Source organism: Bradyrhizobium sp. SZCCHNGR1005 (assembly GCF_032489995.1).
Lineage (GTDB): Bacteria > Pseudomonadota > Alphaproteobacteria > Rhizobiales > Xanthobacteraceae > Bradyrhizobium.
The window spans coordinates 1225361-1251334 of the sequence record NZ_JAUEZC010000002.1; the positions used below are offsets into that span (position 1 = coordinate 1225361).

The 25974-nt window shown below is 64.5% G+C and carries 25 protein-coding genes; 17 read left to right on the forward strand and 8 right to left on the reverse strand.

Annotation, left to right across the window (positions count from 1 at the left end):
- The first annotated feature begins 3 nt into the window (after positions 1–3).
- Both QXZ85_RS11695 and QXZ85_RS11700 read left to right on the forward strand, forming a co-directional pair.
- A complete protein-coding gene (locus QXZ85_RS11695; RefSeq protein ID WP_315701716.1) occupies positions 4–267 on the forward strand; it encodes a hypothetical protein in 264 nt (87 codons plus the stop codon).
- Positions 268–434: 167 nt separating this feature from the next.
- On the forward strand, positions 435–1913 hold the full coding sequence (locus tag QXZ85_RS11700; RefSeq protein WP_315701715.1) for a D-aminoacylase: 1479 nt from the start codon (positions 435–437) through the stop codon (positions 1911–1913).
- 12 nt (positions 1914–1925) lie between these two features.
- On the opposite strand, the gene QXZ85_RS11705 is transcribed toward QXZ85_RS11700, so the two are convergent.
- A complete protein-coding gene (locus tag QXZ85_RS11705) occupies positions 1926–2993 on the reverse strand; it encodes a LacI family DNA-binding transcriptional regulator (protein ID WP_315701714.1) in 1068 nt (355 codons plus the stop codon).
- 116 nt (positions 2994–3109) lie between these two features.
- Here QXZ85_RS11705 and QXZ85_RS11710 point away from each other — a divergent pair, with 116 nt between their 5' ends.
- Positions 3110–4411 carry a Xaa-Pro peptidase family protein gene (locus QXZ85_RS11710; RefSeq protein WP_315701713.1) on the forward strand — a complete coding sequence of 434 codons (1302 nt, stop codon included), beginning with the start codon at positions 3110–3112 and terminating at the stop codon, positions 4409–4411.
- A gap of 153 nt (positions 4412–4564) precedes the next feature.
- Entirely contained in the window at positions 4565–5530 is a 966-nt protein-coding gene (locus QXZ85_RS11715) for an NAD(P)-dependent oxidoreductase (protein WP_315701712.1), read from the forward strand.
- Between the two features lie 7 nt (positions 5531–5537).
- On the opposite strand, the gene QXZ85_RS11720 is transcribed toward QXZ85_RS11715, so the two are convergent.
- From QXZ85_RS11720 to QXZ85_RS11730, 3 genes are all read right to left on the reverse strand, one after another.
- Positions 5538–6851, reverse strand: coding sequence for a tetratricopeptide repeat protein (locus tag QXZ85_RS11720; protein WP_315767534.1), 1314 nt, complete (start codon positions 6849–6851; stop codon positions 5538–5540).
- A 1-nt stretch (position 6852) separates the two neighbouring features.
- The gene (locus QXZ85_RS11725; protein WP_315763165.1) at positions 6853–7863 is read right to left on the reverse strand and encodes an aldo/keto reductase; all 1011 of its coding nucleotides are present in this window, start codon (positions 7861–7863) and stop codon (positions 6853–6855) included.
- A gap of 199 nt (positions 7864–8062) precedes the next feature.
- Complete coding sequence (locus QXZ85_RS11730; protein WP_315701709.1) at positions 8063–8485, reverse strand: PaaI family thioesterase; 423 nt, start codon at positions 8483–8485, stop codon at positions 8063–8065.
- A gap of 135 nt (positions 8486–8620) precedes the next feature.
- On the opposite strand from QXZ85_RS11730, the gene QXZ85_RS11735 reads away from it, so the two are divergent.
- The gene (locus QXZ85_RS11735; protein WP_315763163.1) at positions 8621–9808 is read left to right on the forward strand and encodes a hypothetical protein; all 1188 of its coding nucleotides are present in this window, start codon (positions 8621–8623) and stop codon (positions 9806–9808) included.
- A 126-nt stretch (positions 9809–9934) separates the two neighbouring features.
- Here QXZ85_RS11735 and QXZ85_RS11740 read toward each other — a convergent pair whose 3' ends face one another.
- Complete coding sequence (locus tag QXZ85_RS11740) at positions 9935–10243, reverse strand: hypothetical protein (RefSeq protein ID WP_315701707.1); 309 nt, start codon at positions 10241–10243, stop codon at positions 9935–9937.
- A gap of 202 nt (positions 10244–10445) precedes the next feature.
- Here QXZ85_RS11740 and QXZ85_RS11745 point away from each other — a divergent pair, with 202 nt between their 5' ends.
- The 9 genes from QXZ85_RS11745 (at position 10446) to QXZ85_RS11785 (ending at position 19898) form a co-directional block, all read left to right on the forward strand.
- Positions 10446–10919 (forward strand): hypothetical protein, encoded by a 474-nt coding sequence (locus QXZ85_RS11745; RefSeq protein WP_315701706.1) that lies wholly within the window; start codon positions 10446–10448, stop codon positions 10917–10919.
- A gap of 160 nt (positions 10920–11079) precedes the next feature.
- A complete protein-coding gene (locus QXZ85_RS11750; protein ID WP_316174159.1) occupies positions 11080–12030 on the forward strand; it encodes a TAXI family TRAP transporter solute-binding subunit in 951 nt (316 codons plus the stop codon).
- A gap of 169 nt (positions 12031–12199) precedes the next feature.
- A complete protein-coding gene (locus QXZ85_RS11755; RefSeq protein WP_315703109.1) occupies positions 12200–14293 on the forward strand; it encodes a TRAP transporter permease in 2094 nt (697 codons plus the stop codon).
- A complete protein-coding gene (locus tag QXZ85_RS11760; RefSeq protein WP_315703108.1) occupies positions 14290–14664 on the forward strand; it encodes a DUF1850 domain-containing protein in 375 nt (124 codons plus the stop codon). The genes QXZ85_RS11755 and QXZ85_RS11760 overlap by 4 nt, the downstream gene beginning before the upstream one ends.
- Positions 14665–14682: 18 nt before the next feature.
- Positions 14683–15483, forward strand: coding sequence for an SDR family oxidoreductase (locus QXZ85_RS11765; RefSeq protein ID WP_315767532.1), 801 nt, complete (start codon positions 14683–14685; stop codon positions 15481–15483).
- Between the two features lie 237 nt (positions 15484–15720).
- Positions 15721–16506, forward strand: coding sequence for a tetratricopeptide repeat protein (locus QXZ85_RS11770; RefSeq protein WP_315701703.1), 786 nt, complete (start codon positions 15721–15723; stop codon positions 16504–16506).
- A 159-nt stretch (positions 16507–16665) separates the two neighbouring features.
- The gene (locus QXZ85_RS11775; protein WP_315701702.1) at positions 16666–18576 is read left to right on the forward strand and encodes a propionyl-CoA synthetase; all 1911 of its coding nucleotides are present in this window, start codon (positions 16666–16668) and stop codon (positions 18574–18576) included.
- A gap of 103 nt (positions 18577–18679) precedes the next feature.
- Positions 18680–18952, forward strand: coding sequence for a hypothetical protein (locus tag QXZ85_RS11780; protein ID WP_315701701.1), 273 nt, complete (start codon positions 18680–18682; stop codon positions 18950–18952).
- A gap of 196 nt (positions 18953–19148) precedes the next feature.
- Complete coding sequence (locus QXZ85_RS11785) at positions 19149–19898, forward strand: OmpW/AlkL family protein (RefSeq protein WP_315701700.1); 750 nt, start codon at positions 19149–19151, stop codon at positions 19896–19898.
- Positions 19899–19991: 93 nt separating this feature from the next.
- Here the strand turns inward: QXZ85_RS11785 and QXZ85_RS11790 are convergent, their stop codons facing one another.
- Positions 19992–20684, reverse strand: coding sequence for a DUF1013 domain-containing protein (locus QXZ85_RS11790; protein WP_315701699.1), 693 nt, complete (start codon positions 20682–20684; stop codon positions 19992–19994).
- Between the two features lie 240 nt (positions 20685–20924).
- On the opposite strand from QXZ85_RS11790, the gene ispH reads away from it, so the two are divergent.
- From ispH to rnhA, 3 genes are read left to right on the forward strand one after another with little or no spacing between them, the layout of a single operon-like run.
- Positions 20925–21893, forward strand: a complete 969-nt coding sequence (gene ispH, locus QXZ85_RS11795; RefSeq protein WP_315701698.1) for a 4-hydroxy-3-methylbut-2-enyl diphosphate reductase — start codon at positions 20925–20927, stop codon at positions 21891–21893.
- Between the two features lie 6 nt (positions 21894–21899).
- Complete coding sequence (locus QXZ85_RS11800; protein ID WP_315701697.1) at positions 21900–22880, forward strand: homoserine kinase; 981 nt, start codon at positions 21900–21902, stop codon at positions 22878–22880.
- Positions 22877–23341 carry a ribonuclease HI gene (rnhA, locus tag QXZ85_RS11805; RefSeq protein ID WP_315701696.1) on the forward strand — a complete coding sequence of 155 codons (465 nt, stop codon included), beginning with the start codon at positions 22877–22879 and terminating at the stop codon, positions 23339–23341. Before QXZ85_RS11800 ends, rnhA begins: the two co-directional genes overlap by 4 nt.
- A 182-nt stretch (positions 23342–23523) precedes the next feature.
- Here the strand turns inward: rnhA and QXZ85_RS11810 are convergent, their stop codons facing one another.
- The gene (locus QXZ85_RS11810) at positions 23524–24009 is read right to left on the reverse strand and encodes a peroxiredoxin (RefSeq protein ID WP_315701695.1); all 486 of its coding nucleotides are present in this window, start codon (positions 24007–24009) and stop codon (positions 23524–23526) included.
- Positions 24010–24133: 124 nt separating this feature from the next.
- Positions 24134–25822 (reverse strand): long-chain fatty acid--CoA ligase, encoded by a 1689-nt coding sequence (locus tag QXZ85_RS11815; protein WP_315701694.1) that lies wholly within the window; start codon positions 25820–25822, stop codon positions 24134–24136.
- Positions 25823–25974: the final 152 nt, after the last annotated feature.

Consider the following 25974-nt stretch of genomic DNA (forward strand, 5'->3'; position numbering starts at 1 on the left):
TGATTGTTCGCTGGCGCCGGGCAACAGTGCGCCCCGTTGCAATCGGCAACCGCGAGCCGAAAGGAAGGGGTTACTATGGGCTTTGTCAAATATATTGATTTCAGCGCCTTGTCCGATGAAGAGCGGGAAGCTCTGCAGAAGATGCTCGAAAGCCAGAAAGAAGAATTGATGGAGGCCCTGAAGAACGCAAATCAGGGTCTTTCCGCACTGAAGAAGCAGGCCAAGAAGTCTGCGAAGAAGGCCAAGCCCAAGAAGGGCAAGAAGTAAACGGGCCTTGCGCCGGCGCCTTGTCCATTCGATGAGTTCGCCAATTGCCGCCCATTCGTACTCGCCAATGTCCGAAGTTCGCCGGAGTCCGGGGGGCAAGATATCGTGCCGATGTCTGCGAATGCTGAGTTGCGAACTTCGGCAAGAAGGTGCTGGCGCGAGGCATTATGACTGAGCAGACCCCGGGCTTCGATCTCCTTATCCGCGGCGGCGTCGTGATCGACGGAACCAAGGCGCCGCGATTTGCTGCCGATGTCGGCATTCGCGACGGCCGTATCGCCGCGATCGGCGATCTCGCTGGCCAGTCTGCTCACCGGACGATCGATGCAGACGGCAAGATCGTCGCGCCGGGCTTTATCGATTCCCATACCCATGATGACGGCGCGGTGCTGCTCGACCGGCAGATGGTCTGCAAGATCTCGCAAGGTGTGACCACCGTCGTCACCGGCAATTGCGGCGTCAGCATCGCCCCGCTCAAGCCGGGAACGCCGCGGCCGATGCCGCTGGGTCTGCTTGCCGCCGGCGACGGCCGCAAGGCCGAGTTCGCCACCTTCGCCGCCTATATGGCTGCGCTGCGTGCGGCGCCGGCTTCCGTCAACGTTGCGCCGATGGTCGGGCACACCGCGCTGCGCGCGTCCGTCATGAGCGACCTCGGCCGTGCGGCAACGGATGCAGAGGTGGCCGAAATGCGCGCCTTGGTGCAGGAGGCGCTGGATGCCGGCGCGCTGGGCATCTCCACGGGCACCTATTACCCGCCGGCGGAAGCGGCGCCGACCGAAGAGATCATCGAGGTCTGCCGTCCCTTGACGGGGACAGGCGCGGTCTATGCAACGCATATGCGTAATGAGGCGGATCGCTGTGCCGAGTCGCTCGAGGAGAGCTTTGCGATCGGCCGGGCACTCGACGTGCAGGTGGTGATCTCACATCACAAGCTGGCGGGGCCGGCGAATTTCGGCAAATCCAAGCTCACCCTGCCGATGATCCGTGGCGCGATGCAGTGCCAATGCGTCGCGCTCGACTGCTATCCCTACAACGCCTCCTCGACGATGCTGCACCTCGATCCTGCCAAGCTGCAGGTGAAGGTGGTCGTCGCGGCCTCCAAGCCGCATCCGGAGATGGCCGGCCGCGATCTCTCGGACATCGCCGCCGAGTGGGGCGTCGACCGGCTCGAAGCCGCGAAGCGGCTGCAGCCGGCCTCGGCGATCTACTTCTCGATGGATGAGGCCGACGTGCAGAACATCCTGGCGTTCGAGCCGACCATGATCGGCTCCGACGGGCTGCCGTTCGGCGAGCGGCCGCATCCGCGGCTCTGGGGCACGTTCCCGCGCGTGCTCGGCTATTACTGCCGCGAGCTCAATCTGTTCTCGCTGGAAACCGCGGTGTGGAAGATGAGCGGGCTGACTGCGGCGAATTTCGGCATCCGGGAGCGCGGGACCATCGCGGTCGGCAACCGCGCCGACATCACGATCTTCGACCCGGCCACGGTGCGAGACACCGCGACCTATGACGAGCCCTGCGTGCCCGCCGCTGGCATCGAGGCCGTCATCGTCAACGGCGCGCTCACTTGGTCACAGGGTGTACATCAGGGCGCCAACGCCGGACAGGTGATCACGCGCGCCATGCCGGACGGCAAAGCGCTCCAATAACATCCGTTACCGTCAGCGCTGCGCAGGTCCCGACGTCGAGCCGCGCACGATCAGGCTCGGCGCCAGCACGACATGCTCGCGTTTCGCCGCCGGACTTGCAATGCGGTCGAGCAGGAGCCGGGCTGCCGCTTCGCCCATCTGACGTTGCGCGATGCGCACCGTGGTCAGAGGCGGCGAGACCATATCCACGAAGGGCATGTCGTTGTGGCCGACCACTGAGATGTCCTGCGGGCACTTGAGCCCGCGTGCGGCGAGCGCGTCGTAGACGCCGAGCGCCAGCAGGTCATTGGCCGCGACGACCGCGCTGGGGCGCGCCTTGCGGTCGAGCAGCCTTAGCGCCGCAGCTCGCCCGGCCTCGCGTGTATAGGCTGCGGCAGTCTCCACCATGATGCCGTCCGCAGTTAGTCCGAGCTGCTTGGCGCTGGCCTCGAAGCCGGCGCGGCGCCGCGCGCCGGTCGAGACGTTTGCCGGCCCGGCGACGTGAGCGATGCGCCGATGGCCGAGACCGACGAGATGATCGACCGCAAGCCGCATGCCTGTTTCGTCGTCGCTGGCCGCTGAAGGCAGCCGCGCGCCGGCATCGACCCGGTTGACCAGCACGACCGGCAGTGCCGCATCCAGGCAATGCTTTACGATTCCGTCGCGCAAGCCGACGGTGGCGAGTACGAGGCCGTCGACGCCGCGGGCGATCAGGCGATCGATCAACTCCTGCTGCGAGCCGTTTGCTCCGACGTCGACGACGATGGTCGCATAGCCGGCGGCCTCGAGCTGCTCGGCAATGCCGGACAGGATCGGCGGGAAGCCGGGGTCGGCGATATCGGGCGCGAGCACGCCGATCAGGCCGCTGCGCCCGGTGCGCAGGCCCTGGGCCGCCGTGTTCAGGCGATAGCCAAGGGCGTTTGCGATCCGCTGAACGCGCTGCGCGACATCGTCCGCCACGAGATGCCTCATGGCCGGGCTCAGCGCGCGCGACACGGTCGAGGGATGCACGCCGCAGCGCTCGGCGATGTCCTTGATGGTCGGGCGCGCCGAGAAATTTGTTGCGCGCTTGCGCGGCGATGGCAGCGGGTTCCGTTTCATCTGCGTGATCTTCATGCCGCGTCGCAGCGACGTTTGAACGTCCGTCCGCCTTGACAGCTTTCGGCCATCTGCAATAAACCCGCATTTGCAATCGATTGCAAGCCGGAGATCCGCAGATGACTGCCAGCGCTCTCAAGCCGCATCTTGTCAGTCCCGAGCATCTCGATCCGCATTGGCGTTGGAACCGCGCCATTCCTTCGCATGGCCACGTCTCGGTCGATTTCGAACGCCGTGTCGATTTCGACCGGCTGCGGCGCTACCGGCTGGCGCGCGCGCGTGCGGCGCTGAAGGCGTCGGGCTGCGGCGCGCTGCTGCTGTTCGACGTGAACAACATCCGCTACGTCTCCGGCACCAAGATCGGCGAATGGGAGCGCGACAAGCTCTGCCGCTTCGCGCTGCTGGCGGGCGATGGCGAGCCGATCGTGTGGGATTTCGGCTCGGCGGCCGTGCATCACCGGATCTTCTGCGACTGGCTTGCGCCGGAGAATTGCCGCGCCGGCATGCTCGGCATGCGCGGCACCGTGCCGCCTGCGGTCGGGCTGATGAAGGCGCATGCCGAGGAGGTGATGAGCCTGCTGCGCTCCGCCGGCGTCGCCGACATGCCCGTCGGCGTCGACCTCGCCGAGACCGCGATGTTCTTCGAGCTCCAGAAGGCCGGCATCAAGGTCGTCGATGGCCAGCAGGTGATGCTGGACGCGCGCGAGATCAAGAACATCGACGAGATCATGCTGTTGAACCAGGCCGCGGCCATGGTCGACGGCGTCTATCATTCGATCTACGAGCATCTGAAGCCGGGTGTGCGCGAGAACGACATCGTCGCGCTCGCCAACAAGCTGCTCTACGAGATGGGCTCCGACGACGTCGAGGCGATCAACGCCATCTCCGGCGAGCGCTGCAATCCGCATCCGCACAATTTCACCGACCGGATCCTGCGGCCCGGCGACCAGGCCTTCTTCGACATCCTGCAGTCCTACCAGGGCTACCGCACCTGCTACTACCGCACCTTCAATGTCGGCCGCGCCACGCCGGTGCAGCACGATGCCTACAAGCAGTGCCGCGAATGGCTCGACAACGCGATCGCGCTGATCAAGCCGGGCGTCTCGACCGATACGGTCGCCAAGGTCTGGCCGAAGGCGGAGGAGTTCGGCTTTCCATCCGAGATGGCCGCGTTCGGCCTGCAATTCGGCCACGGTCTCGGCCTTGCGCTGCATGAGCGTCCGATCATCTCCCGCCTGGTCTCACTGGAGAATCCGATGGAGATCAAGACCGGCATGGTGTTCGCGCTGGAGACCTATTGTCCCGCCGCCGACGGTTACTCCGCGGCGCGTATCGAGGAAGAGGTCGTGGTCACCGACAAGGGCTGCCAGGTGATCACGCTATTCCCGGCGGAAGAGCTGCCGATCGCCAACCGCTATTGAGCAAAAGGACTTGGCGACCAATAAAGTTGTTGTTTTGGCGCTTTCGTCATTGCGAGCGAAGCGATCCAGGGCGGTGGACATGACTCTGGTTTGCTTCGTCGCTTCGCTCCTCGCAATGACGGAAGCCGTCGTAAGTAGGACGGAGAGATGACAATGACGGCGACGCACACGCTGGGCTGGATCGGCATGGGCCGGATGGGCTTTCCGATGGCCGAACGGCTGTTGAAGGCCGGCCACAAGGTCTCGATCTTCAACCGCACCCGCGCCAAGGCAGAGCCGCTCGCCGCCAAGGGCGGCGTGATCGTCGATCGCCCGAGCGATCTTTCCGCTTGCGACATCGTGTTCTCGATGGTCTCCACGGCCAAGGATCTCGAGCAGGTATATTTCGGCGAGCATGGCCTGGTCTCCGCCAGCTCTGGCACGCGGCCCAAGATCCTGGTCGATTGCTCCTCGATCGGCGTCGAACAATCCGAGGCGATCGCGGCCCGGTTGAAGGAGAAAGGCTGTGAGTTCGTGCGCGCGCCGGTCTCCGGCAACGGCAAATGCGTCAAGGCCGGCAAGCTGTCGTCCGTGGTGTCGGGATCGAAGGCGGCGTTCGATCAGGTCGCGCCGTATCTGGCGAAGATCGCGGCTTCCGGCGTGTCCTATGTCGGCGACGGCGAGCTCGCGCGCATCTGCAAGATCGCGCACAACGTCTTCCTTGGCGTCGTCATCCAGAATCTCGCCGAGATCACGATCCTGGCGCAGAAGGCCGGCGTGCCGCGCCATGCCTTCCTCGACTTCATGAATGCGAGCGTGATGGGCTCGACCTTCACCAAGTACAAGAGCAATGCGCTGGTCAATCTCGACTGGACCACGACCTTCACGCCGGCGCTGCTGCGCAAGGATCTCGACCTCGGACTTTCGGCGGCGCGTCAGCTCGATGTGGCGATGCCAGTGACGGCGGCCACGCGCGAGGCGCTGCAGGCCCATGTCGGCGCCGCCAGCTTGCAGCCCGATCCCGCCGGCTATCTGGAAAAGGACTTTGCCGCGCTGCTCGAGACCGTCGCGCTCGCCGCTGGCATCAAATTGCAGCCTGAGAACGTGCCGATGCCGACGGGGCTGGAGACGGAAGGATAGTCGAGGCCTACGCGCTCGCCAATGCCCGCCACCGCGTGTCGCGTGCCGAGGGGCGGCGGTGCAGGCGAGCATCGAGCACGGCACGCGCCCGCGCGAGCTTGCCACTGCGGATCAGTGCCAGAATGTAGGTGTCCTCGATCACCTCGCGCTGGGCATGGCTGCCGCCGATCCTGGCGAGATCGCCGATGACGGGGGTGAGCTGATCGACGCAGGCGCGCCAGTTGCTCTCGGCGAACGCGCGCAGCGCGCGCACCATGTGCGGAACGATGCGACCGGCCGCGAGCTTGCCCTCGGCCAAGCGTCGTTCGATCGCAGCGAGCCGTCCGCTCAGCGCGGCGCGATCATGCGTCGCTGCTGCGATCAGCGTCAGGTGCATCTCGACGAACGGCAGGCTCGACCCCGCGAAGCGGTTGTGTGCATAGCTGGATAGATCGGTCCAGGCGCCGGGCGGTACGGATTGTCCGTTTGCCGCGAGCCGCCACAGCAGCGAGGCGCAGTCGGAGAGCGCGTTGAGCGGCGGCGCGGAGACCATGGCCGGCGCGAGCACGTCGGAGTAGAGGGCAAGCGCCTTGGCGGAGTCGCCCTGGTCCAGTGCACCGAGCGCCTGATGCCAGCGGATATGGCCGTGCAGCATGCCGGTCCGGTCGTAGTCGTCGATCCAGTCGGTCACGAGCGCGTCGGCCTCGCCGATCGAACCCTCCTCGAACATCGCATGCAGCAGCGCGTGTACGACATAGGCGTTCTGGCGACGCAGCGCAAAGCTGCGCTCGGTGATGGCGCGCCCTCGCGTGAGCTCGCCGGCCTCGGTCAGCGCCCAGCCATGGTTGGACTTGAACCACCAGTCATCGCCATAGGCGTCTGCGTAGCTGTCGCACAGCTCGCGCCGGGCGGCGTCATGATCGGCACGGCCGGAGAATGCCAGCAGGCCGAACGCCCCGAGCGGCAGTGCCATCACCATCGCGTCGCGCGGCCAGCTCGCAAGATGCGACAACGTCGCGGTCAGCGCCTCCGCGCTGCGGCCCTGGATGGCGAGCGATAGCGTCGCGACATGGCTCCGCTCGCGTGCGGTGCCGTGCCGTTCGACCAGTTCGCGCGCGCGTCCGATGGTCTGCAGGGCAGGCTCGCGCTGCTGATAGATGGCGTGGACCCGAGCGCGGGCGGCATGGGCCAGCGCGAATTCCGGATCGCGCATGATCGCCCGCTCGAATGCTTCGGCAGCACCGGGCCAGAATGCGAGCAGGAGATCGACGCCCTCGCGATAGGCCGTAGCGGCCTCGGCGGAGGTGGTCGACAGTGGCAGCCCGTAACGATCCTCGTCCATATCAGCCCACCAGCGGCCTGCGGCCTTCGATCGGATAGGCCGGATCGTTGTAGCCCGGCGTCGAGGCGTGGCCGGTGACGACGAGGCGATCGATCAATGCCTCGTCATCGGCCGCGAAGGGGTAGTCGAGCGCGCGGAGGTAATCATCCCATTGCGCCTCGGTGCGAGGGCCGGCGATCACCGAGCTCACAAAGGATGAGTTCAGCACCCAGGCGACCGCGAACTGGCCGGCGGTGAAGCCTTTGGCCTCGGCGTGGCGCTTGATCTCCTGGGCGAGCCGTAGGGACTCCGGCCGCCATTCGGTCTGCATCATCCTGGTGTCGTTGCGTCCGGCGCGGCTGTTCTCGGCCGGCGGCGCATCGGGGCTGTATTTGCCGGTCAGCACGCCGCGCGCCAGCGGGCTATAGGGCACCACACCGAGACCGTAGTAGCCGCAGGCCGGCAGATGCTCGACTTCCGGCATGCGGTTCATCGCGTTGTAATAGGGCTGGCTGACCACCGGACGGTCGATGCCGAGCCGGTCGCAGATGTTGCAGATCTCGGCCAAGCGCCAGGCGCGATAGTTGGAGACGCCGAAATAGCGGATCTTGCCGGCCCGCATGAGGTCGCCGATCGCGCGTACTGTCTCGTCCAGCGGCGTCGCGTGATCCTCCTTGTGCAGATAGTAGATGTCGATGTGGTCGGTGCCCAATCGCGCCAGGCTTTCATCTGCCGCCTGCAGCACCCAGCGCCGCGACAGCCCGGCGCGATTGGGATCGTCGCCCATCGGATTGGCAAGCTTCGTGGCAAGGACCCAGCTGTGGCGGTCATTCGCAATGGCGCGCCCCACCACCTGCTCGGAGAGACCCTTGTTGTACGCGTCCGCGGTGTCGATGAAGTTGATGCCGGCGTCGTGAGCCCCGGCGATGATGCGGGCCGAGGTTGCCTCGTCGGTCGGGCCGCCGAACATCATGGTGCCCAGGCAGATCGGCGATACTTTCAGGCCGCTGCGGCCAAGCTGGCGGTAGTGCATGGGGTGAGCCTTGTCCTGCTTTATCTTGCCGCGTACGCGGAGATCGGATGGAAACATAGATCTCTCGGCGCGTCATTGCGAGCGCAAGCGGGTGGACGCGTCATTCCGGGGCGATGCGAAGCATCGAACCCGGAATCTCGAGATTCCGGGTTCGCTCGTTTCACTCGCGCCCCGGAATGACGAAGTGAAGGCCAAGCCATCACTCGCTCTTCAGGATCTTGAACACGCCGCTCGCCATCGCGATCACGCGGTGCTCGACGGTGATCTCGGTCGTGATGAAGACCAGGCTGCGCGTGGTGCGCACCACATGCGGCCGTGAGATCAGGATTTCGCCGATCTTGCCGGCTTCGACGAAATGGGTGTCGAACTGCACGGTGGCCATGTGCGGCTTGCCGGCGACGTGGCGCGCGGTCATGCCGCAGCTGCGATCGGCCAGCGTCATGATCACGCCGCCCTGGACCAGGCCCCGGCGATTGTGATGCTTGTCCTCGGTCACCAGTGCGTGTTCGAGAGCACCCTCGACCTGACGCTGCCACAGCGGCCCGATCAGGTGCAGGAAGCCCGTGGTGTCTACGATCTCCCAGCCGTCGGAAATCATCCTGGTTGCGACCTTCTGACTCATCGGCGGCGGTTCCATCCCTGCTACGGCTGCTCGAAAGACGTCATCGCCGGCGGTTCCTGCAGCGTCAAGTTCCCGGAAGCTGCCATCGGCCGGTCTCCGTCTGGAAGTCGCCGCGGTTTCGGCTACAACCGAGCCATGCTCCATCGTCCGATTCGCGCATCCCTGTTGATACTTGCCTGCGGGCTGTCGCTCGCAGCCCTGCCGGCGCTCGCCGTGGGGCCGAACGCGTCATTGCGGGCGGCTGCGGACGCCATGGCGCAAGCCGCTTCGCCGGAGGCGATCGCCGATTATCGCCGCAAGCTTGCCGAATATCAGGAGGCGAGGGCCGCGTTCGAGCAGGAGGCTGGCGCCTATTGGAAGGCCATCGCAGAGAAGCGGCGCGGTCGAAATGCCAAGCGGCGCGAACACCAGCCGATCGCGCTGGACGACTACGTCCTGGAGCAGCCGCCGGTTTATACCGGGCCGAAGCGGCCGGTGAATCCGGAGCCCGAGCAGGAACCGCCGCCGCGCGAGCGCAAATACATCCCTGTCGTCGCCGATCTCGTGAAGGCGGCACGGGAGCAATTCCAATGGCAGCCGCAGCAACCGGCCAATGACATCGATTTCAAGCGTGCCTATGCCCGCTTCGCCGCCGCGAGCGGGCTGACGCGCGAGCAGGCGGTGCGGGTCTATGCGTTCGAGACCGGCGGCAACGGCCGGCACGACTCGCAGTCCGGTTTCAAGGCCAATCGTGCGATCTCGACCGCGGTCGGCTACAATCAGCTGCTCACCACCAACAGCGTCGAGCTTCTGGCGGAGCAGGGACCGCTGTTCATCCGGTTGTTGGGGGAGCGCGTCGCCCAGGCGTCCGGCCCGGCTCGGGCGGCGATGGAGCGCAAGCTCTCGGTCCTGAAGAAGATGGTCGCGATCGCGCGCTCGGTGCCGGACGATTGGTCGGCGCACGAGAAGATCGGCGACACCGAGCAGGGCTGGGCCATGCATGCGATGGTGCTCGACATCGATGTCGGCCCGATGCTGCAAACTCATAAACTCCTCACCTCGGTGCTGTTCGCGCGCGCCAAGGGCTACACGCGTCCGCTGACCGCGGCCGAGCTCGAGATGATGAACCTGACCGGAGACGGCACCGGCTTCGACATGGTCACCATGCCGCTGGCGATGCGCGACCAGGTGCCGACCACCAACTTCTTCCAGCGCTCAGGCTATGAGCGCAATCCGGTCGCGGTCCGCCATAACACCGTGGCGAAGCTGCTCGCGGTCACTGACGCCAGGATGGATTCGCTCAGCAACCTGCCGGGCGCGAAGGAATTGGCCGCGGCATTTTAGCGCGGCCAACAGGACGAGTTGGACGAAAGCGCCGGCGCAAATGCGCTGGCTCACCTCCTTCTTCCACGTGGGATTGGGTGAGCACCGCTACCGAGTCCGGAGGTCGCTCGCGCCAGCGACGAAGCTCTATTCGTCTGCGCCGAAGGAGAAGCTGCCGTCCCCCTCCAGATAGGGGCCGGTGCGCATATAGAGCTGGCCGTTCTCGCCGAGGAAGAACAACGTACCCTTGGGGACCTTCCTGGCCCCCTTGAACAGCATGCCGGCGTTCCTGGTCCCCATCTTATAGGCGAGCGTCTTGCCGTCCTTGCCATAGGCATAGCCCATGTTCGGCTTGAGCTCCCACGGAACAGGCGCGGCGGGCGCCGCAAAGGCCGTGACCGCCACCAGGCCGAAGAGGCCGGCCGTCACAAATGTCTTTGATATTAAACTCGTCATCTGATCCTCCCACAGCCCCGTCGGCCGCTATCCCCGTCGAACAAATCACGAACGTCATCTGCCCCGCCAATGCAGGTTAGCGGCGAGTTTGTCGCACCGCCTAGCGATTCATTTTACGACTTTTCACCCGGGATCTCGCGACTATGTTGGTGCCATCGTCTAGAAATGAACCGCAAAGCAAATGCGTGCAGGGATGATTCGAATGAACCTCGTCACGAAGATCGGTTTGGGGTTGGCATTGGTGGCGCTGGTTCCGGCAGCGCAGGCCGATCAATTCAAGCTATCCAGCAACCAGCGGATCGCCTGCAGCCGCGGCCTGTCTGCCGGCAAGCTCAACACGGCAACCTGCAAATCCTACAGCTATGTCTTCAACGTCAAGACTTCAGAATATTACCGCTGCCAGATGTCGCTGTCGCTGACGCGCGACAACAAGGAGGTCATCAACGTGCAAGCCGATGGCGGCTGCGCCCAGAAGCCGCGCGTCTTCGACACCGACTCCAACTACGAATTCGATGCCACCGAAACCGAGCCGGCGAACACCAACTCCTTCTTCGGCAACGGCGGCTATTCGATCTGGGTGGCTGACACCACCCAGCAGAAGGTCCGCGGCTGCATTACCATCTCCTCCGGGTTGGGCTCTGATATTTCGAAATGCCTGGACATGACGTTCCGGTGAGACCGGGGAGCAGTATTTATCGGCCGACATCCGGCGACGATCCTCGCCAGCACAAAATCAGGCGGTGCGGCGAGCCGGTCCGGCCTGCAGTCCTTCGGATGGGTTGACCGGAGCTGCACATCCGGCCAATTTGCCGGCAAAATCAAAATAGGGAGGAACGATGCGTTCTATCAAAATCGTAGGCTTGGCACTTTTTGTCGCAGGCTTGGCCTACAGCCCCGTTGCCAAGGCGCAGAGCTTCATCAACGTGCTGACCGGCGGTACCTCGGGCGTTTACTATCCACTCGGCGTTGCGATCGGAAAGATCTACAGCGACAAGATCCCGAACGTGAAGACCCAGGTCCAGGCCACCAAGGCCTCGGTGGAGAACCTGATCCTGCTGCAGCAGGGCCGCGGCGAGCTCGCCTTTGCGCTCGGCGACTCCCTGAAATCGGCCTGGAACGGCGAGGAGGAGGCGGGCTTCAAGAGCAAGCTCGACAAGCTGCGCACGATCGGCGCGATCTATCCCAACCATATACAGATCGTGGCCACCGGCGATTCCGGCATCAAGACATTAGCGGACCTCAAGGGCAAGAGCCTGTCGGTCGGTGCGCCGAAATCGGGCACCGAGCTGAATTCGCGAGCGATCCTGGCCGCCGCGGGCATGAGCTACAAGGATCTGGGCAAGGTCGAATATCTGCCGTTCGCCGAATCCGTCGATCTGATGAAGAACCGCCAATTGAACGCGACGCTGCAGTCGGCCGGTCTCGGCGTCGCCTCGCTGAAGGACCTGTCGACCTCCAGCGAGATCACCGTCGTGGCGGTGCCGAAGGAGGTCGTGGAGAAGATCGGACCGCCGTTCGTGGCAACCGTCATCCCGGCCGGCACCTATAAGGGACAGGACAAGGATGTGCCGACCGCCGCCGTGATCAACTACCTGGTCACGAACGCGACCGTATCGGACGATCTCGCCTATCAGATGACCAAGCTGATCTACGAATCGCTGCCAGAACTCGCGAATGCGCACGCAGCCGGCAAGGAGATCAAGCTGGAGAGCGCCGTGCAGGGCAGTCCGGTGCCGCTGCATCCGGGCGCTATCCGCTACTACAAGGAGAAAGGCCTGATGAAGTAGCGGCTGCATCGCAGTCGTCCTCTCGGCGTTGCCTGATGTCGAACAGGCTGGAATGAGACGCGCACATGGCGATCTGCGATCGTAAATCACTTGAGCTCGGACGAGGCGGCCATCCGGCAGCCCCGCCCGCGCAGGCGCTGGGGGAAGCATGACGTTAGAAGCAGTCAGCATGGAAACGCCGGTCAAGGTCGAGTTCGACAATTTCGAACACGGCTTTCCGGAGGGATTTGGTCCCGGCCGCTGGGGCCATCTGGCGTATGGGATCGGCATCGTCTTCGCCGCCTTCCAGCTCTATGTCGCAGCCTTCAACTATCTGCCGAGCCAGGTGGTCCGCGGCGTCCATGTCGGTTTCCTGCTGCTGCTGACCTTTGGCCTGATCGGAAATTTCACGGCCAAGAGCAATGCCGGCCGCGCGGCGGCCTGGCTGATCGGTGCAGCCGGATTCCTGTGCGGCCTCTACCAATGGATCTTCTATGCCGACTTGATCGCGCGTGACGGCGATCCCACCTATGGCGACCTCGCGGTCGGGACGCTGCTTGCGGTCCTGATCTTCGAGGGCACGCGCCGGCTGATGGGTCTGGCGCTACCTTTGATGTGCGGGGCCTGCCTGCTTTATTGGTTCTTCGGGCAGTATCTGCCGGCGCCGCTCAACCATCGCGGCTACGATTTCGATCAGGTCATCACGCATCTGTCCTTCGGCACCGAAGGCTTCTATGGCGTGCCGATCTATGTCTCGGCGACCTACATCTTCCTGTTCATCCTGTTCGGCTCGTTCCTCGAACACGCGGGCATGATCCAGCTGTTCACCGACGTCTCGCTCGGCCTGTTCGGACGCACCCGCGGCGGCCCCGCCAAGGTCGCCGTGTTCGCCTCGGGCATGATGGGCACGATCTCGGGCTCCGGGGTCGCCAACGTCGTCACCGTCGGCCAGTTCACGATTCCGCTGATGATCAGGTTCGGCTATCGCCGCGCCTTCGCTGCCGGTGTCGAGGCGACGGCATCGATGGGCGGCCAGATCATGCCGCCGGTGATGGGCGCGGTCGCTTTCATCATGGCTGAGACGCTCGGCGTCGACTATTCCGTGATCGTCAAGGCGGCGGTCATTCCTGCCATCCTCTACTTCGCGTCGGCCTTTTGGATGGTGCATCTGGAGGCCGGCAAGCATGGCCTGACCGGCATGAAGGCCTCCGAGATCCCGAGTGCTTGGCACGCGCTGGTGGCGCGCTGGTACCTGGTCCTGCCGCTCGCCGCGCTGGTCTACATGCTGTTCGAAGGCTTCACGCCGCTTTATGCCGGTTCGATGGGCCTCGCGCTGACGGTGGCCCTGATCCTCGGCACCTGCATCACCATGGGCGTTTCGAATCAGGTGCTGCGTTACGTCTTCTGGATCGGCCTGGCGCTGATCGTCGGCGCGCTCTCGCGCAATGGCCTGCAGATCCTGCCTGTCGCCTCCGTCGTCGCTGGCCTCGTCGTGATCACCGCCTTCGTGCGCGGCGGCATGGGCACGCTGCACGCCTGCAGGGATTCTCTCGCCGAGAGCGCCAAGTCGGCGCTGACCGTCGGCATGGCCTGCGCCATCGTCGGTGTCATCATCGGCATGATGACCCAGACCGGCGTCGGCTCGATCTTCGGCAGCTGGGTGATCGGACTCGGGCAGACGAGTCTGTTCGGCGCGCTGATCATGACCATGCTGCTCTCCATCCTGCTCGGCACCGGCATCCCGACCATCCCGACCTACATCATCACCGCGGCGCTCGCCGCCCCCGCTTTGGCCAAGCTCGGCGTGCCCCTGATCGCGAGCCACATGTTCGCGTTCTATTACGGCATCATGGCCGACCTCTCGCCGCCGGTGGCGCTGGCCGCGCTGGCGGCTGCGCCGATCGCCAAGGAGAACCCTGACAAGATCGGCTGGGAGGCGATGCGGATCGCGCTTGCGGGCTACGTGATCCCCTTCATCTTCGTCTATTCGCCGGCCTTGATGCTGCAGCCTGGCGATCCGATGGCGGCCGAACTCGGCTTTGCCGGTGCCGTGGTGTTTGCCACCGTCAAGGCGCTGATCGCGATCGGCCTGTTCGGCATGGTTGCCATCGGCTTCCTGTTTGCCCGGATGAGCGTGATCGAGCGCATTGCCGCGCTGGCCGCGTCGATCTGCCTGCTCGGCGAATTCGCCTACAGCGACGCCGTCGGCTTCGTGATCGCGCTTGGGGTGGTGCTGTGGCAATGGCGGCAACGGCCGTCGCGCGCGGCGGTTGCCGCCGCGTGAGTCTCTGCCTTGCGTCCGCGGGCGTGGTGAAAACGCTGTCGATCGCGGCGTTCACCCTTGCGTGGACTCATTCGGTCGAGAAGACCGCCTGGCAGGAGGACTGGCAGACGACCCCGCGCGGGCTCGAACTGGTGCGGGCGCGGGTGAAGGGTTCCGGTGCCGGCATGGAGCCGCCGCCCGAGGCGCGGCTGGTCGAGGGCTGGTTTCAGTGGAGCCCGCAGCGGGCGCCGCTGGCCGAGGTCGTGCTCGGCAATTCCGGCGCGGCTGGGGAATGGCGGATCTGTTCGGACGGACGATGCCGGACCTTCTCCGATATTTTCGGTCATGATATCGGCTCGGCGACGATCACCATGAGCGTCTGCAACAAATAACAACAGATGGAGGAAACGATGGAGCGTCTCGAGGGCAAGGTGGCCATGGTGGTCGGGGCCGGCTCGATCGGTCCCGGCTGGGGCAATGGCAAGGCGACCGCAGTCACCTTCGCCCGTCACGGCGCGCAGGTGTTCTGCGTCGACCGCAACCGGGATGCCGCGCAGGAGACGGTCCGCCTCATCGAGGGCGAGGGCGGTAGCGCCACGGCCTTCACCGCCGACGTGTCGCGCGGGGCTGAAGTTGCGGTGATGGTGCAGGCTTGCCTTGCGACCTATGGCCGGATCGATGTGCTGGACAACAATGTCGGCATCGCCGAGACGGGCAGCGTCGTCGAGGTCGAGGAGACGGAGTGGGACCGCGTCTTCGCGGTCAACCTGAAGAGCGCCTATCTCGCGATGAAGCATGTGGTGCCGGTCATGATCGCCCAAGGCGGCGGCTCGATCGTCAACATCTCTTCGGTCGCCTCGATCAGCCATGTCGGCATTTCCTATGTCAGCTACGGCGCCAGCAAGGCGGCGATGAACCAGATGACGCGGACCTCCGCCGTGGAGTTCGCGCCGCATCATGTGCGGGTGAATGCCATTCTGCCCGGATTGATGAAGACGCCGATGGTCGAGCACTCCGCCGGACTGGCGGCGAGCTACGCCAAGGGTGATGTCGAGGAGATGTGGAGGAAGCGCGATGCCCAGGTCCCGATGGGACACATGGGCGACGCGTTCGACGTCGCCAATACGGCGCTGTTCCTGGCCTCCGACGAATCGCGCTACGTTACCGGGATCACCTTGGTGGTCGATGGCGGGCTGACATGTCGGAGTTGACATGGTTGGCCGCCGGCCGACGTGCGAAGGCGACGGCGGCCATCGTCGCGGCGATTGCAGGACTGTCCTAAATGACAGGCTGATGATCCATTCGTGTGTCGTCAAACGAAACGACCTGCGCTAGGGTGCTCGTCGTCCCCAGCGCAGCATCCAAAACATACGTCGGGATCGGTGCCGCAAATTGCTCCTTCAGCTCGGCTGCGCCCACTCATCCTTGCTCACCGTCGCGAACTCTTGATGCGTAAGCCTTCGAATGCCCGTACCGTCGGTGTCCTTTACGTGATGGTGGGCGCCGCCATGTTGTCGCTCGCGGCCCAGGCGCATGCAGTCGGCGCCGCCGATCCGGCCAAGGAGCTGCCGGTCGATCCCGCGGCCTGCGTCACCGCTTCCCAGGCCAGCGATGCGGACAAGGTGCTGAGCGAATGCAGCGCGCTGATCGACAATCCCAAGGCGACCAAGACCGACCGCATCAATGCGCTGATCGCGCGGGCGTCCGTCCTGATCAGCAGAGGACAGACCGATCGCGCGATTGCCGATTACGACGTCGTGCTGCAGCTCGATCCCACCTTTGCCGACATTTTCAATGCGCGTGGCGAGCTGCAGCGCAAGCGCGGCGACCGGCCGAAGGCGCTCGCTGATTTCGCAGCCGCGCTCAAGCTCAATCCCACGCATGCCAGCGCGCGGAGCAATTATCGTTCATTGGCCCAGGAGATCGAACGGCTCGGCGCGCGAATGGCGGTCGCGGGTCGGCCGAGCTTCAACTGCGACACGGCCCGCCGGCCGGTCGAGAAGGCGATCTGTGCCGATCCGGAATTGGCCGATCTCGATCGTGAAATCTCGGTCGTCAACGGCTGGGTCGTCCGCGAGGCCTCCAAGGTCGATGCCCGCGCGGCGCGATTGCGCCAGCGCGAGCAGGAGGCCTATCTCTCCCGCCGCAACGCCGATTTCGGCCGTCCCGGCTACGACTTGAAAAAGGCGATGCGCGACCGGCTGCAGCAGCTGCAGGGTGCGGACGGATATTAGCCGGATGGCGGGGCCGCGCGAGCCGCACTTTCCGGCTTGAAATGCGCCCGCTTCGCGGGACAATGCCGCCAAATCGTCGTTGGAATTGATCCGGATCATGGCTGGGGCGGCCGCCCTGATCCACTCGATCCCACCAGAAAAACATGCCGGAGGTAGCCCATGAACGTTCAGGGACAGAGCCGATATTTCGAGGTCCATGCCCGGTCGCTGCAGGACCCTGAGGGTTTCTGGGCAGAGGCGGCGCGGGCGATCGACTGGATCGAGCCGGCCAAGAAGGTCTTCGACCCCACAATGGGCGCCTATGGCCGCTGGTTCGCCGGCGGCGTCGTCAACACCTGCTACAACGCGCTCGACCGCCATGTCGCCTCCGGCCGCGGCGATCAGCCGGCGCTGATCCACGACTCGCCGCTGACCAATTCAGTGACGACCTTCACCTATGCCGAGATGCTGAAGGAGGTCGAGACGCTCGCGGCCATCATGCAGGACTTTGGCGTCGTCAAGGGCGACCGCGTCATCCTCTATATGCCGATGGTGCCGGAGGCGATGGTGGCGATGCTGGCCTGCGCACGGATCGGCGCGGTGCATTCGGTCGTGTTCGGCGGCTTCGCGGCGAAGGAGCTCGCCACCCGGATCGACGATGCCGCGCCGAAGCTGATCCTCTCCGCAAGCTGCGGCATCGAGCCCGGGCGCATCGTGCACTACAAGCCGCTGCTCGACGAGGCGATCAAGCTCGCAGACAAGAGGCCGCAGGCCTGCATCATCCTGCAGCGGCCGCAGCACGTCTGCGAGCTCATGCCCGGGCGCGACTATGATTGGGCCGCCTTGCGTAAATCCGCTCTCGTCAACGGCAAGCGCGCGCCCTGCGTCCCCGTGCTCGCGACCGATCCGCTCTACATCCTCTACACCTCGGGCACGACCGGCAAGCCGAAGGGCGTGGTGCGCGACAATGGCGGCCATCTCGTTGCGCTGAAATGGTCGATGGAGAATCTGTACGGCATCAAGCCGGGCGAGGTCTGGTGGTGTGCCTCAGATATCGGCTGGGTGGTCGGCCACAGCTACATCATCTACGGGCCGCTGATCCACGGCGCGACCTCGATCATGTATGAAGGCAAGCCCGTCGGCACGCCCGACGCCGGCGCGTTCTGGCGCGTGATCAACCAGCACAAGGCCGTGGCATTGTTCACGGCGCCCACGGCCTTCCGCGCCATCCGCAAGGACGATCCGGACGGCAAGCTGCTGGGCCAATACGACCTGTCGCAATTCCGCACGCTGTTCCTGGCCGGAGAGCGCGCCGATCCGCCGACGGTGGAATGGGCGGAGCAGCAGCTCAAGGTGCCGGTGATCGACCATTGGTGGCAGACCGAGACCGGCTGGTGCATCGCCGGCAATCCGGTTGGGCTCGGGCTGTTGCCGGTCAAGCACGGTTCGCCGACCGTGCCGATGCCGGGCTATCAGGTCGATGTGGTGGACGAGGCCGCCAAGCCGGTGCCGGCCAACACGATGGGCTCGATCGTGATCAAGCTGCCGATGCCGCCGGGCTGCTTGCCGACGCTGTGGCAGCAGGATGTGCGTTTCAAGGAGTCCTATCTCAGTGAGTTCCCCGGCTACTACAAGACCTCCGATGCCGGCTTCAAGGACGAGGATGGCTATATCTTCGTGATGGGGCGCACCGACGACATCATCAATGTCGCAGGCCACCGGCTGTCGACCGGCGGCATGGAGGAGATCCTCGCCTCCCATCCCGATGTCGCCGAATGCGCGGTGCTCGGCATCAAGGACGCGATCAAGGGCGAGGTGCCCTGCGGCTTCATCGTGCTCAAGGCCGGCGTGGCGCGCAAGCCTTCGGAGATCGAGAAGGAGATCGTGGCGCTGGTGCGCGACAAGCTCGGTCCGGTGGCGGCGTTCAAGCTCGCGATCACGGTCGGCCGGCTGCCGAAGACCCGTTCCGGCAAGATCCTGCGCGGCACCATCAAGAAGATCGCCGATGGCGAGGAATGGACCATGCCGGCTACCATCGAGGATCCCAAGGTGCTGGACGAGATCGGCGAGGCGCTGAAGAGCCGGGTATAACGGGGCGGGTTCCGGGCCGGCGCGCGGGCGCGAGCCCGGCGCAGGCCACTTACAAACCCCGCATTTTCGGCTAAACAGGGCGCCCATTCAGGCTGTGAGTCCGATGCGCCCGATCCGTCCGCTCCTCGTCGTCCCGTTCTGTTTTGCCTTGGTCCTCGCCGGCTGCGCCGCTCGGCACCAGGGGCCTGCCGCCGCAGCAGGCAATGACGACGATGATTCGTTCTGCCAGGCCGGGGGAACCGTGGCGCCCGGCTCGGCGCAATACGTCGCCTGCCGCAGGGACCGCGACGTGCAGAGGCAGCGGGCCGAAGCCCGCGCCGACCGCAGGCAGCGGGATCTGGGCGAATACATGCTCAACCATCCCGACCGGCCATGAAATACCAGGACGGCGCGGCGGCGTAGTTGCGATCTGCTGTCGCGTTCCGTGGCCTCCCGGCCACAGTTGCATGACATTGCCGCCACAACGGCCGCGATTGATCTAGATCAAATCGGGTAGGTTCCCCTCTCTGCCACATCTTCGCCCGTAACGCGCGGCTTGGCCCGCGCTGAAGTGTGGCGATGGGGACTTTCTGATGAACAAAATCCAAAAACTCACGTCGTCGCTGCTGGTGGCGGCGGCGTCGATCTGCGGGGCGGTGGGCTTCGCGCAAGCGGCCGATCTGCAGGCGGCGCCGGTCTACAAAAAGGCGCCTCCGGTGGTGGAGACCTGGAGCCCGTGGCAGATCCGCCTTCGCGCCCTCGGCGTGCTGCCGGATTCGGGCGGCAGCTCGGTCAATGTGCTGGGCATCCCGGCGCTGTCGTCGCCGAATTCCGGCCTCAAGATCGGCGACTCGGTCGTCCCTGAGCTCGATATCAGCTACTACTTCACCCCGAACATCGCGGCCGAACTGATCCTCGGCGTGACCCGGAACAAGATCAGCGGCACCGGATCTCTGGACGGCCTCAGCATCGGCAAGACCACGCTGCTGCCGCCGACCCTGACCTTGCAATACCACTTCACCAATTTCGGCGCGTTCCAGCCCTATATCGGCGCCGGCGTGAACTACACCGTGTTCTTCAACAATAGCGCCAGCAACACCACCTCGATCATTGGCGGTCTGCCGCTCACGGTCACCAATCTGCATGTCAGCAACCAGTGGGGCGGCGCAGTGCAGTTCGGCTTCGACTACATGATCGACCGGCACTGGGGTCTCAACCTCGACGTCAAGAAGCTGTGGCTGCGGCCGAACTATTCGGCCACCGTCAACGGCGTGATCCCGGTCACCGGCAGCGCCCATATCGATCCCTGGCTGATCGGCGGCGGCGTGACCTACCGGTTCTGAGCCGGACGGCTTCTGAATCGTTCCTGAAAAACGAAGGCGCCGGAAACCCTCCGGCGCCTTTTTTCTGTCCTGAGTTGAGGCGGCTTGCCGCGCCTACTCGTCGTCCTCGGCCTTCTTGCCGCCGAGCGTCTTCAGCTTGGCGAACACGGCGTCGACGTTGAGGTCGTCCTGGTCGCGGTCGGCGTGCTCGAATTCATCCTTGCGGGTGGTCTCCGAGGCCGGCAGCAGGGTGGCCCCGCTGTACTGGGCGTCGATCGGCCGCTCCTTGGCGGCACGCTGCACCTCGAAATCGAGCTCGATCTGCGAGCACAGGCCGAGGGTCACCGGATCCATCGGGGTGAGCGTCTGCGCGTTCCAATGGGTGCGGTCGCGGACGCTGGCGATCGTGCTCTTGGTCGTTCCGACCAGGCGCATGATCTGGGCATCCTTCAGCTCGGGATGGTTGCGGAGCAGCCAGAGGATGGCGCTGGGGCGCTCGTGGCGGCGCGACACCGGGGTATAGCGCGGACCCTTGCGCTTGCCCTGCGCGGGCAGCACGACCTTGCTTTCCTGCAGCCTCAGGCGGTAGTTCGGGTCGCGCTCGCCCTTTTCGATCTCCTCGCGGGTGAGCTGGCCGGTGGAGATCGGGTCCATGCCCTTGATGCCCTGGGCGGCGTCCCCGTCGGCAATGGCGCGCACCTCGAGCGGGTGCATCTTGGTGAAATCGGCGACCTGGTCGAAGGTCAGCGCGGTATTGTCAACCAGCCACACGGCAGTTGCCTTCGGCATCAGCGGGGCGTTGCTCATGGCAAATCTCCTTTGTGCTCCGCCCCCTGCCTCGGAGGCGAAACTGCGGTCATCGACGATGACGGGAATTGCCTCCTATATAATCTGTCCGGGGGCTCTGGCGCAATGGCCTCAAGAACAGCCTTGACAGGGCCGGAAACCGGTCCCAAGTCGTGTCTGGACGCGCATTTGCAACGACCGCCCCTGCTTGCCGGCCCGGGGATGTTCGGTCGCCGAAATCAGCCCGCACAGATCAGCTTCATGGCAGCCAAACCAGACCTTAAAATCGTGCTTTGCTCGCCGCGCGGCTTCTGCGCCGGCGTGGTTCGGGCCATCGATACCGTGGAACGGGCGCTCACCATCTATGGCGCGCCGGTCTATGTCCGCCACGAGATCGTCCATAATAAATACGTCGTGGACAGCTTGAAGAAAAAAGGCGCGATTTTCGTCGAGGAACTGGCGGAAATTCCCGACAGCACCAATGCCCCGGTGGTATTTTCGGCGCATGGCGTGCCGAAGTCGGTTCCGGCCGAGGCCCAGGCACGCAATTTCTTCTCGCTGGACGCCACCTGTCCGCTGGTGACGAAGGTGCACCGGGAGGCCGCCATCCACTTCAAGCGCGGCCGCGAGATCCTGCTGATCGGCCATTCGCATCATCCCGAGGTGGTCGGTACCGTCGGCCAGCTGCCCGTCGGGGCGGTGACGCTGATCGAGACCGCCGAGGATGCCGAGACCTTCACTCCGAAGGACCCGAACAACCTCGCCTTCGTCACCCAGACCACCCTGTCGATCGACGACACCAAGGATATCGTCGCGATTCTCAAGGGGCGCTTCCCGAACATCTCGGGCCCGCACAAGGAAGACATCTGTTACGCCACCACCAACCGTCAGCTCGCGGTGAAGAAGGTGGCGCCGGTGGTCGATGCGCTGATCGTGGTGGGCGCGCCGAACTCGTCGAATTCGCAGCGGCTACGCGAGGTCGCCGAACGCGAGGGCTGCCCGATTGCAGTCTTGGCTCAACGTGCCTCGGAGATCGACTGGACGCGCTTCGAGGGTATCAAGAGCCTCGGCATCACCGCCGGCGCCTCGGCGCCCGAGGTGATCGTCGAGGAGATCATGAGCGCCTTCGCCGAGCGCTTTACGCTGCATGTGGAGACGGTGTCGGCGGCGGAAGAGAATGAGTTCTTCCCACTGCCGCGTTCGCTCAGGCCCGAAGCGGCGGCGGAATAAGCTTACATGGCGGTCTATACCGACGTCGCCGCCGATGAGCTCGCGGAATTCCTGAAACAATACGACATCGGCGATCTCCTCTCTTACAAGGGCATCGCCGAGGGCGTCGAAAACTCCAACTTCCTGCTGCACACCAGCAAGGGCTCGTTCTTCCTGACGCTCTATGAGAAGCGCGTCGCGAGGGGCGATCTGCCGTTCTTTCTCGGGCTGATGGCGCATCTGGCCGGGCACGGCATCGTCTGCCCGCAGCCGGTCAGGATGAGGAGCGGCGAGACGCTGTCGAGCCTCTGCGGACGGCCGGCTGCAATCATCGACTTCCTCGAAGGGGTATGGCCACGCAAGCCGCATGCGAGCCATTGCGCTGCGATCGGTCAGGCGCTGGCGAAGCTGCACCTCGCCGGCCGTGATTTCCCGATGCACCGCGCCAATGCGCTCTCGGTCGCCGGCTGGCGGCCCTTGTTTGCGCAAGCCGCACCGCGCGCCGACGGCGTGCAGGCCGGGCTTGCCGCCTTCCTCGCGGCCGAGCTCGATCATCTCGAAAAATCCTGGCCGACCGCGCTGCCCGCCGGCGTCATCCATGCCGATCTGTTTCCGGACAACGCGCTGTTCCTCGGCGACCAATTGTCCGGCTTGATCGATTTCTACTTCGCCTGCAACGACATCCTGGCCTACGACGTCGCGATCTGCCTCAATGCCTGGTGCTTCGAGGCCGATCATTCCTTCAACGTCACCAAGGCGCGCGCCTTCCTTAATGCCTATGGCCGCGAGCGTACGCTGTCCGAGGCCGAGCAGGAGGCGTTGCCGCTGCTGGCGCGGGGGGCGGCGATCCGCTTCCTGCTGACGCGGCTGGTCGATTGGCTCAACGTGCCGCCCGGCGCGCTGGTCAAGCCGAAGGACCCGCTCGAATATGTCCGCAAGCTGCGCTTCCACCAGAGCGTGGCGAGTATTCGCGACTACGGGCTCGGCGTATCCGGAGCCATGGCGTGAGCGGTCTTCCCCTGGTCATCGTCCATACCGACGGCGCTTGTTCGGGCAATCCCGGCCCGGGCGGCTGGGGCGCGATCCTGAAGTTCGGCGACAAGGAAAAAGAGCTGAAGGGCGGCGAGCCGCACACCACCAACAACCGGATGGAGCTGATGGCCGCGATCTCGGCGCTGGAGGCTCTGAAGAAGTCGTGTCAGGTCGAGCTCTATACCGACAGCCAGTACGTCCGGCAGGGCATCACGGGGTGGATTCACGGCTGGAAGCGGAACGGCTGGAAGACCGCGGACAAGAAGCCGGTCAAGAATGCCGAACTGTGGCAGCGGCTCGATGCGTCGCTGAAGCCGCACCAGGTGAACTGGCATTGGGTCAAGGGCCATGCCGGCCACGCCGAGAACGAGCGCGCCGACCAGCTGGCGCGCGATGGCGTCGCGATGGCAAGGCTGCAGAAGAATGTGAGAGGGTAGTAACCGAGCGAAGCTCGAAGCTCCTATCTCGCCGTCATCGCCCGGCTTGACCGGGCGATCCAGTATTCCAGAGACGGCAGTGATCGATCGAGAAGCCGCGGCGTACTGGATTCCCCGCTTCCGCGGGGAACGACAGCTGTTATGTGGAGGCCGTATGCCTCAAGCTTGCTTGGCTGCGCGCTTCACAGCTGCCCAAGCAGCGTGTCGCCGCCTGAGACCTCGACCTTGCCCGGGGCGGGCTCGAGGTTGAGCTTCTTCACGACGCCATCCTCGACCAGCATCGAATAGCGCTTGGAGCGGATGCCGAGGCCGGCGCCGGAGGCATCGAGCTCCATGCCGATCGCCTTGGTGAAGTCGGCATTGCCGTCGGCGAGGAAGATCGCTTCGTCCCGCTGGTCGGTGTCGCGCTTCCACGCATTCATCACGAAGGCATCGTTGACCGAGACGATCGCGATGGTGTCGACGCCCTTGTTCTTCATGGCGTAGGCGTTGAGGAAGATGCTCGGCAGATGCATCTTGTGGCAGGTGCCGGTATAGGCGCCGGGCACGGCGAACAGCGCGACCTTCTTGCCCTTGAAGATGTCGTCGGTGCTCCTGACCTGGGGGCCTTCTTCAGTCATGACCCTGAACTGGGCCTGCGGTAGCTTGTCGCCTACTTGGATCGTCATCCTCAATCTCCCTCGGAGCATTCATTCATGCGTGGCGCGTGTACCTTATTCGCGGCTAAGAAAACGGCAACGGCGGCCCGCGTTCACGTGTCCGTCATCGCCGCTCATGCGGCGGCGATGATCATCAAGCGGCTGCAGGCGGCTTCTTCTCGTCCCGCAGCTGTCGGCGCAGGATCTTGCCGACATTGGTCTTCGGCAACTCCGTCCTGAACTCGACCTGTTTTGGAACCTTATAGTTGGTGAGCTGCTCGTGGCAGTATTTGACGATGTCGTCGGCCGTCAGATCCGGGTCTTTCTTGACCACGAAGGCCTTCACCACTTCGCCTGATTTCTCGTCCGGCAGGCCGATGACGGCGGTTTCCAGCACGCCCGGATGGGTCGCGATGACTTCCTCGACTTCGTTCGGATAGACGTTGAAGCCCGAGACCAGGATCATGTCCTTCTTGCGGTCGACGATCCGGATATATCCGTCGTCCGACATCACCCCGATGTCGCCGGTGCGGAAAAAGCCGTCGGCGGTCATCACCTTTGCGGTCTCGTCCGGGCGATTCCAATAGCCCACCATGACCTGCGGTCCCTTGGCGCAGATCTCGCCGGGCTGGCCGAGCGGCACTTCGTTGCCCTCGTCGTCACGGATCGAAATCCAGGTCGACGGCACGGGAATGCCGATGGTGCCGTTGAATTCGGTAGCGGTCGGCGGATTGCAGGTCAAAGTCGGTGACGTTTCCGACAGCCCGTAACCTTCTGCGATGCTGCAGCCGGTGATCTTCTGCCACTGCTCCGCGACCGGACGCTGGACGGCCATGCCGCCGCCATTGCAGATCTTGAGCTTGGAGAAATCGATGTTCTTGAAGTCGGGATGATGCATCAGCCCGTTGTAGAGCGTGTTGACGGCCGGGAAGTTGTTGACCTGATACTTCATCAGCTCCTTGATGAAGCCGCCGATATCGCGCGGGTTCGGGATCAGGAGGTTGGTCCCGCCGGCGCGCACGCCGAGCAGGAAGCAGGCGGTCAACGCAAAGATGTGATAGAGCGGCAGCGCGCAGACGATCAGCAGTTGATCGACGTGCGGCGGCTTCTCCAGGGCCGGCTGCAGCCAGGCATCGTTCTGCAGCACGTTGGCGACGATGTTGCGATGGACCAGCGTGGCGCCCTTGGAAACGCCGGTGGTGCCGCCAGTATATTGCAGGAACGCGACGTCGTCGGGACCGATCGAAGGCTTGGTGAAGCGCTTGGTGCGGCCATTCGCAAGCGCCTCATTGAACCGAACGGCACCCGGGAGCGAGTAGGCTGGAACCATCTTCTTCAGCCGACGGACCACCAGGTTCACGATCACGCCCTTGAAGCCGAGCAGGTCGCCCATGCTGGCCACCACGACGTGCTTCACCTGCGTGTGGCTCAACACATGCTCGACGGTATGCGCGAAATTCTCCAGCACGATGATGGCCTCCGCGCCGGAGTCCTTGAGCTGATGCTCGAGCTCGCGGGGTGTATACAGCGGATTGACGTTGACGACGGCAAAGCCCGCGCGCAGCACGGCCGAGATCGCGACCGGATATTGCAGCACGTTCGGCATCATCAGTGCGACGCGTGCGCCTTTGGCCAGACCTAAGCCCTGGAAATAGGCGGCGAGCGCGACCGACATCTCGTCGAGCTCGCGATAGCTGATCGCCTTGTCCATGCAGATGAAGGCACGGCGATCGGCGAACCTTGCGAAGCATTCTTCCAGCAGTTCGACCAGCGAGGAATATCGGCCCGGATCGATATCGGCGGGAACGCCGGCCGGATATTGCTTGAGCCAGATGCGCTCCATGGTCTTCCTCTCTCGTTTCTCGTGTTCGCCGCGTGTGGCGAGGCTCTTGGCGGCCAATATCGAATGTCCAGCCGCTCAAGGCAAGCAGCCGGGAACCGTCGTGGCGACGAGGATTAACGCCAACAGGGGCTCGGCCGAGCGCGCGGCCGCGG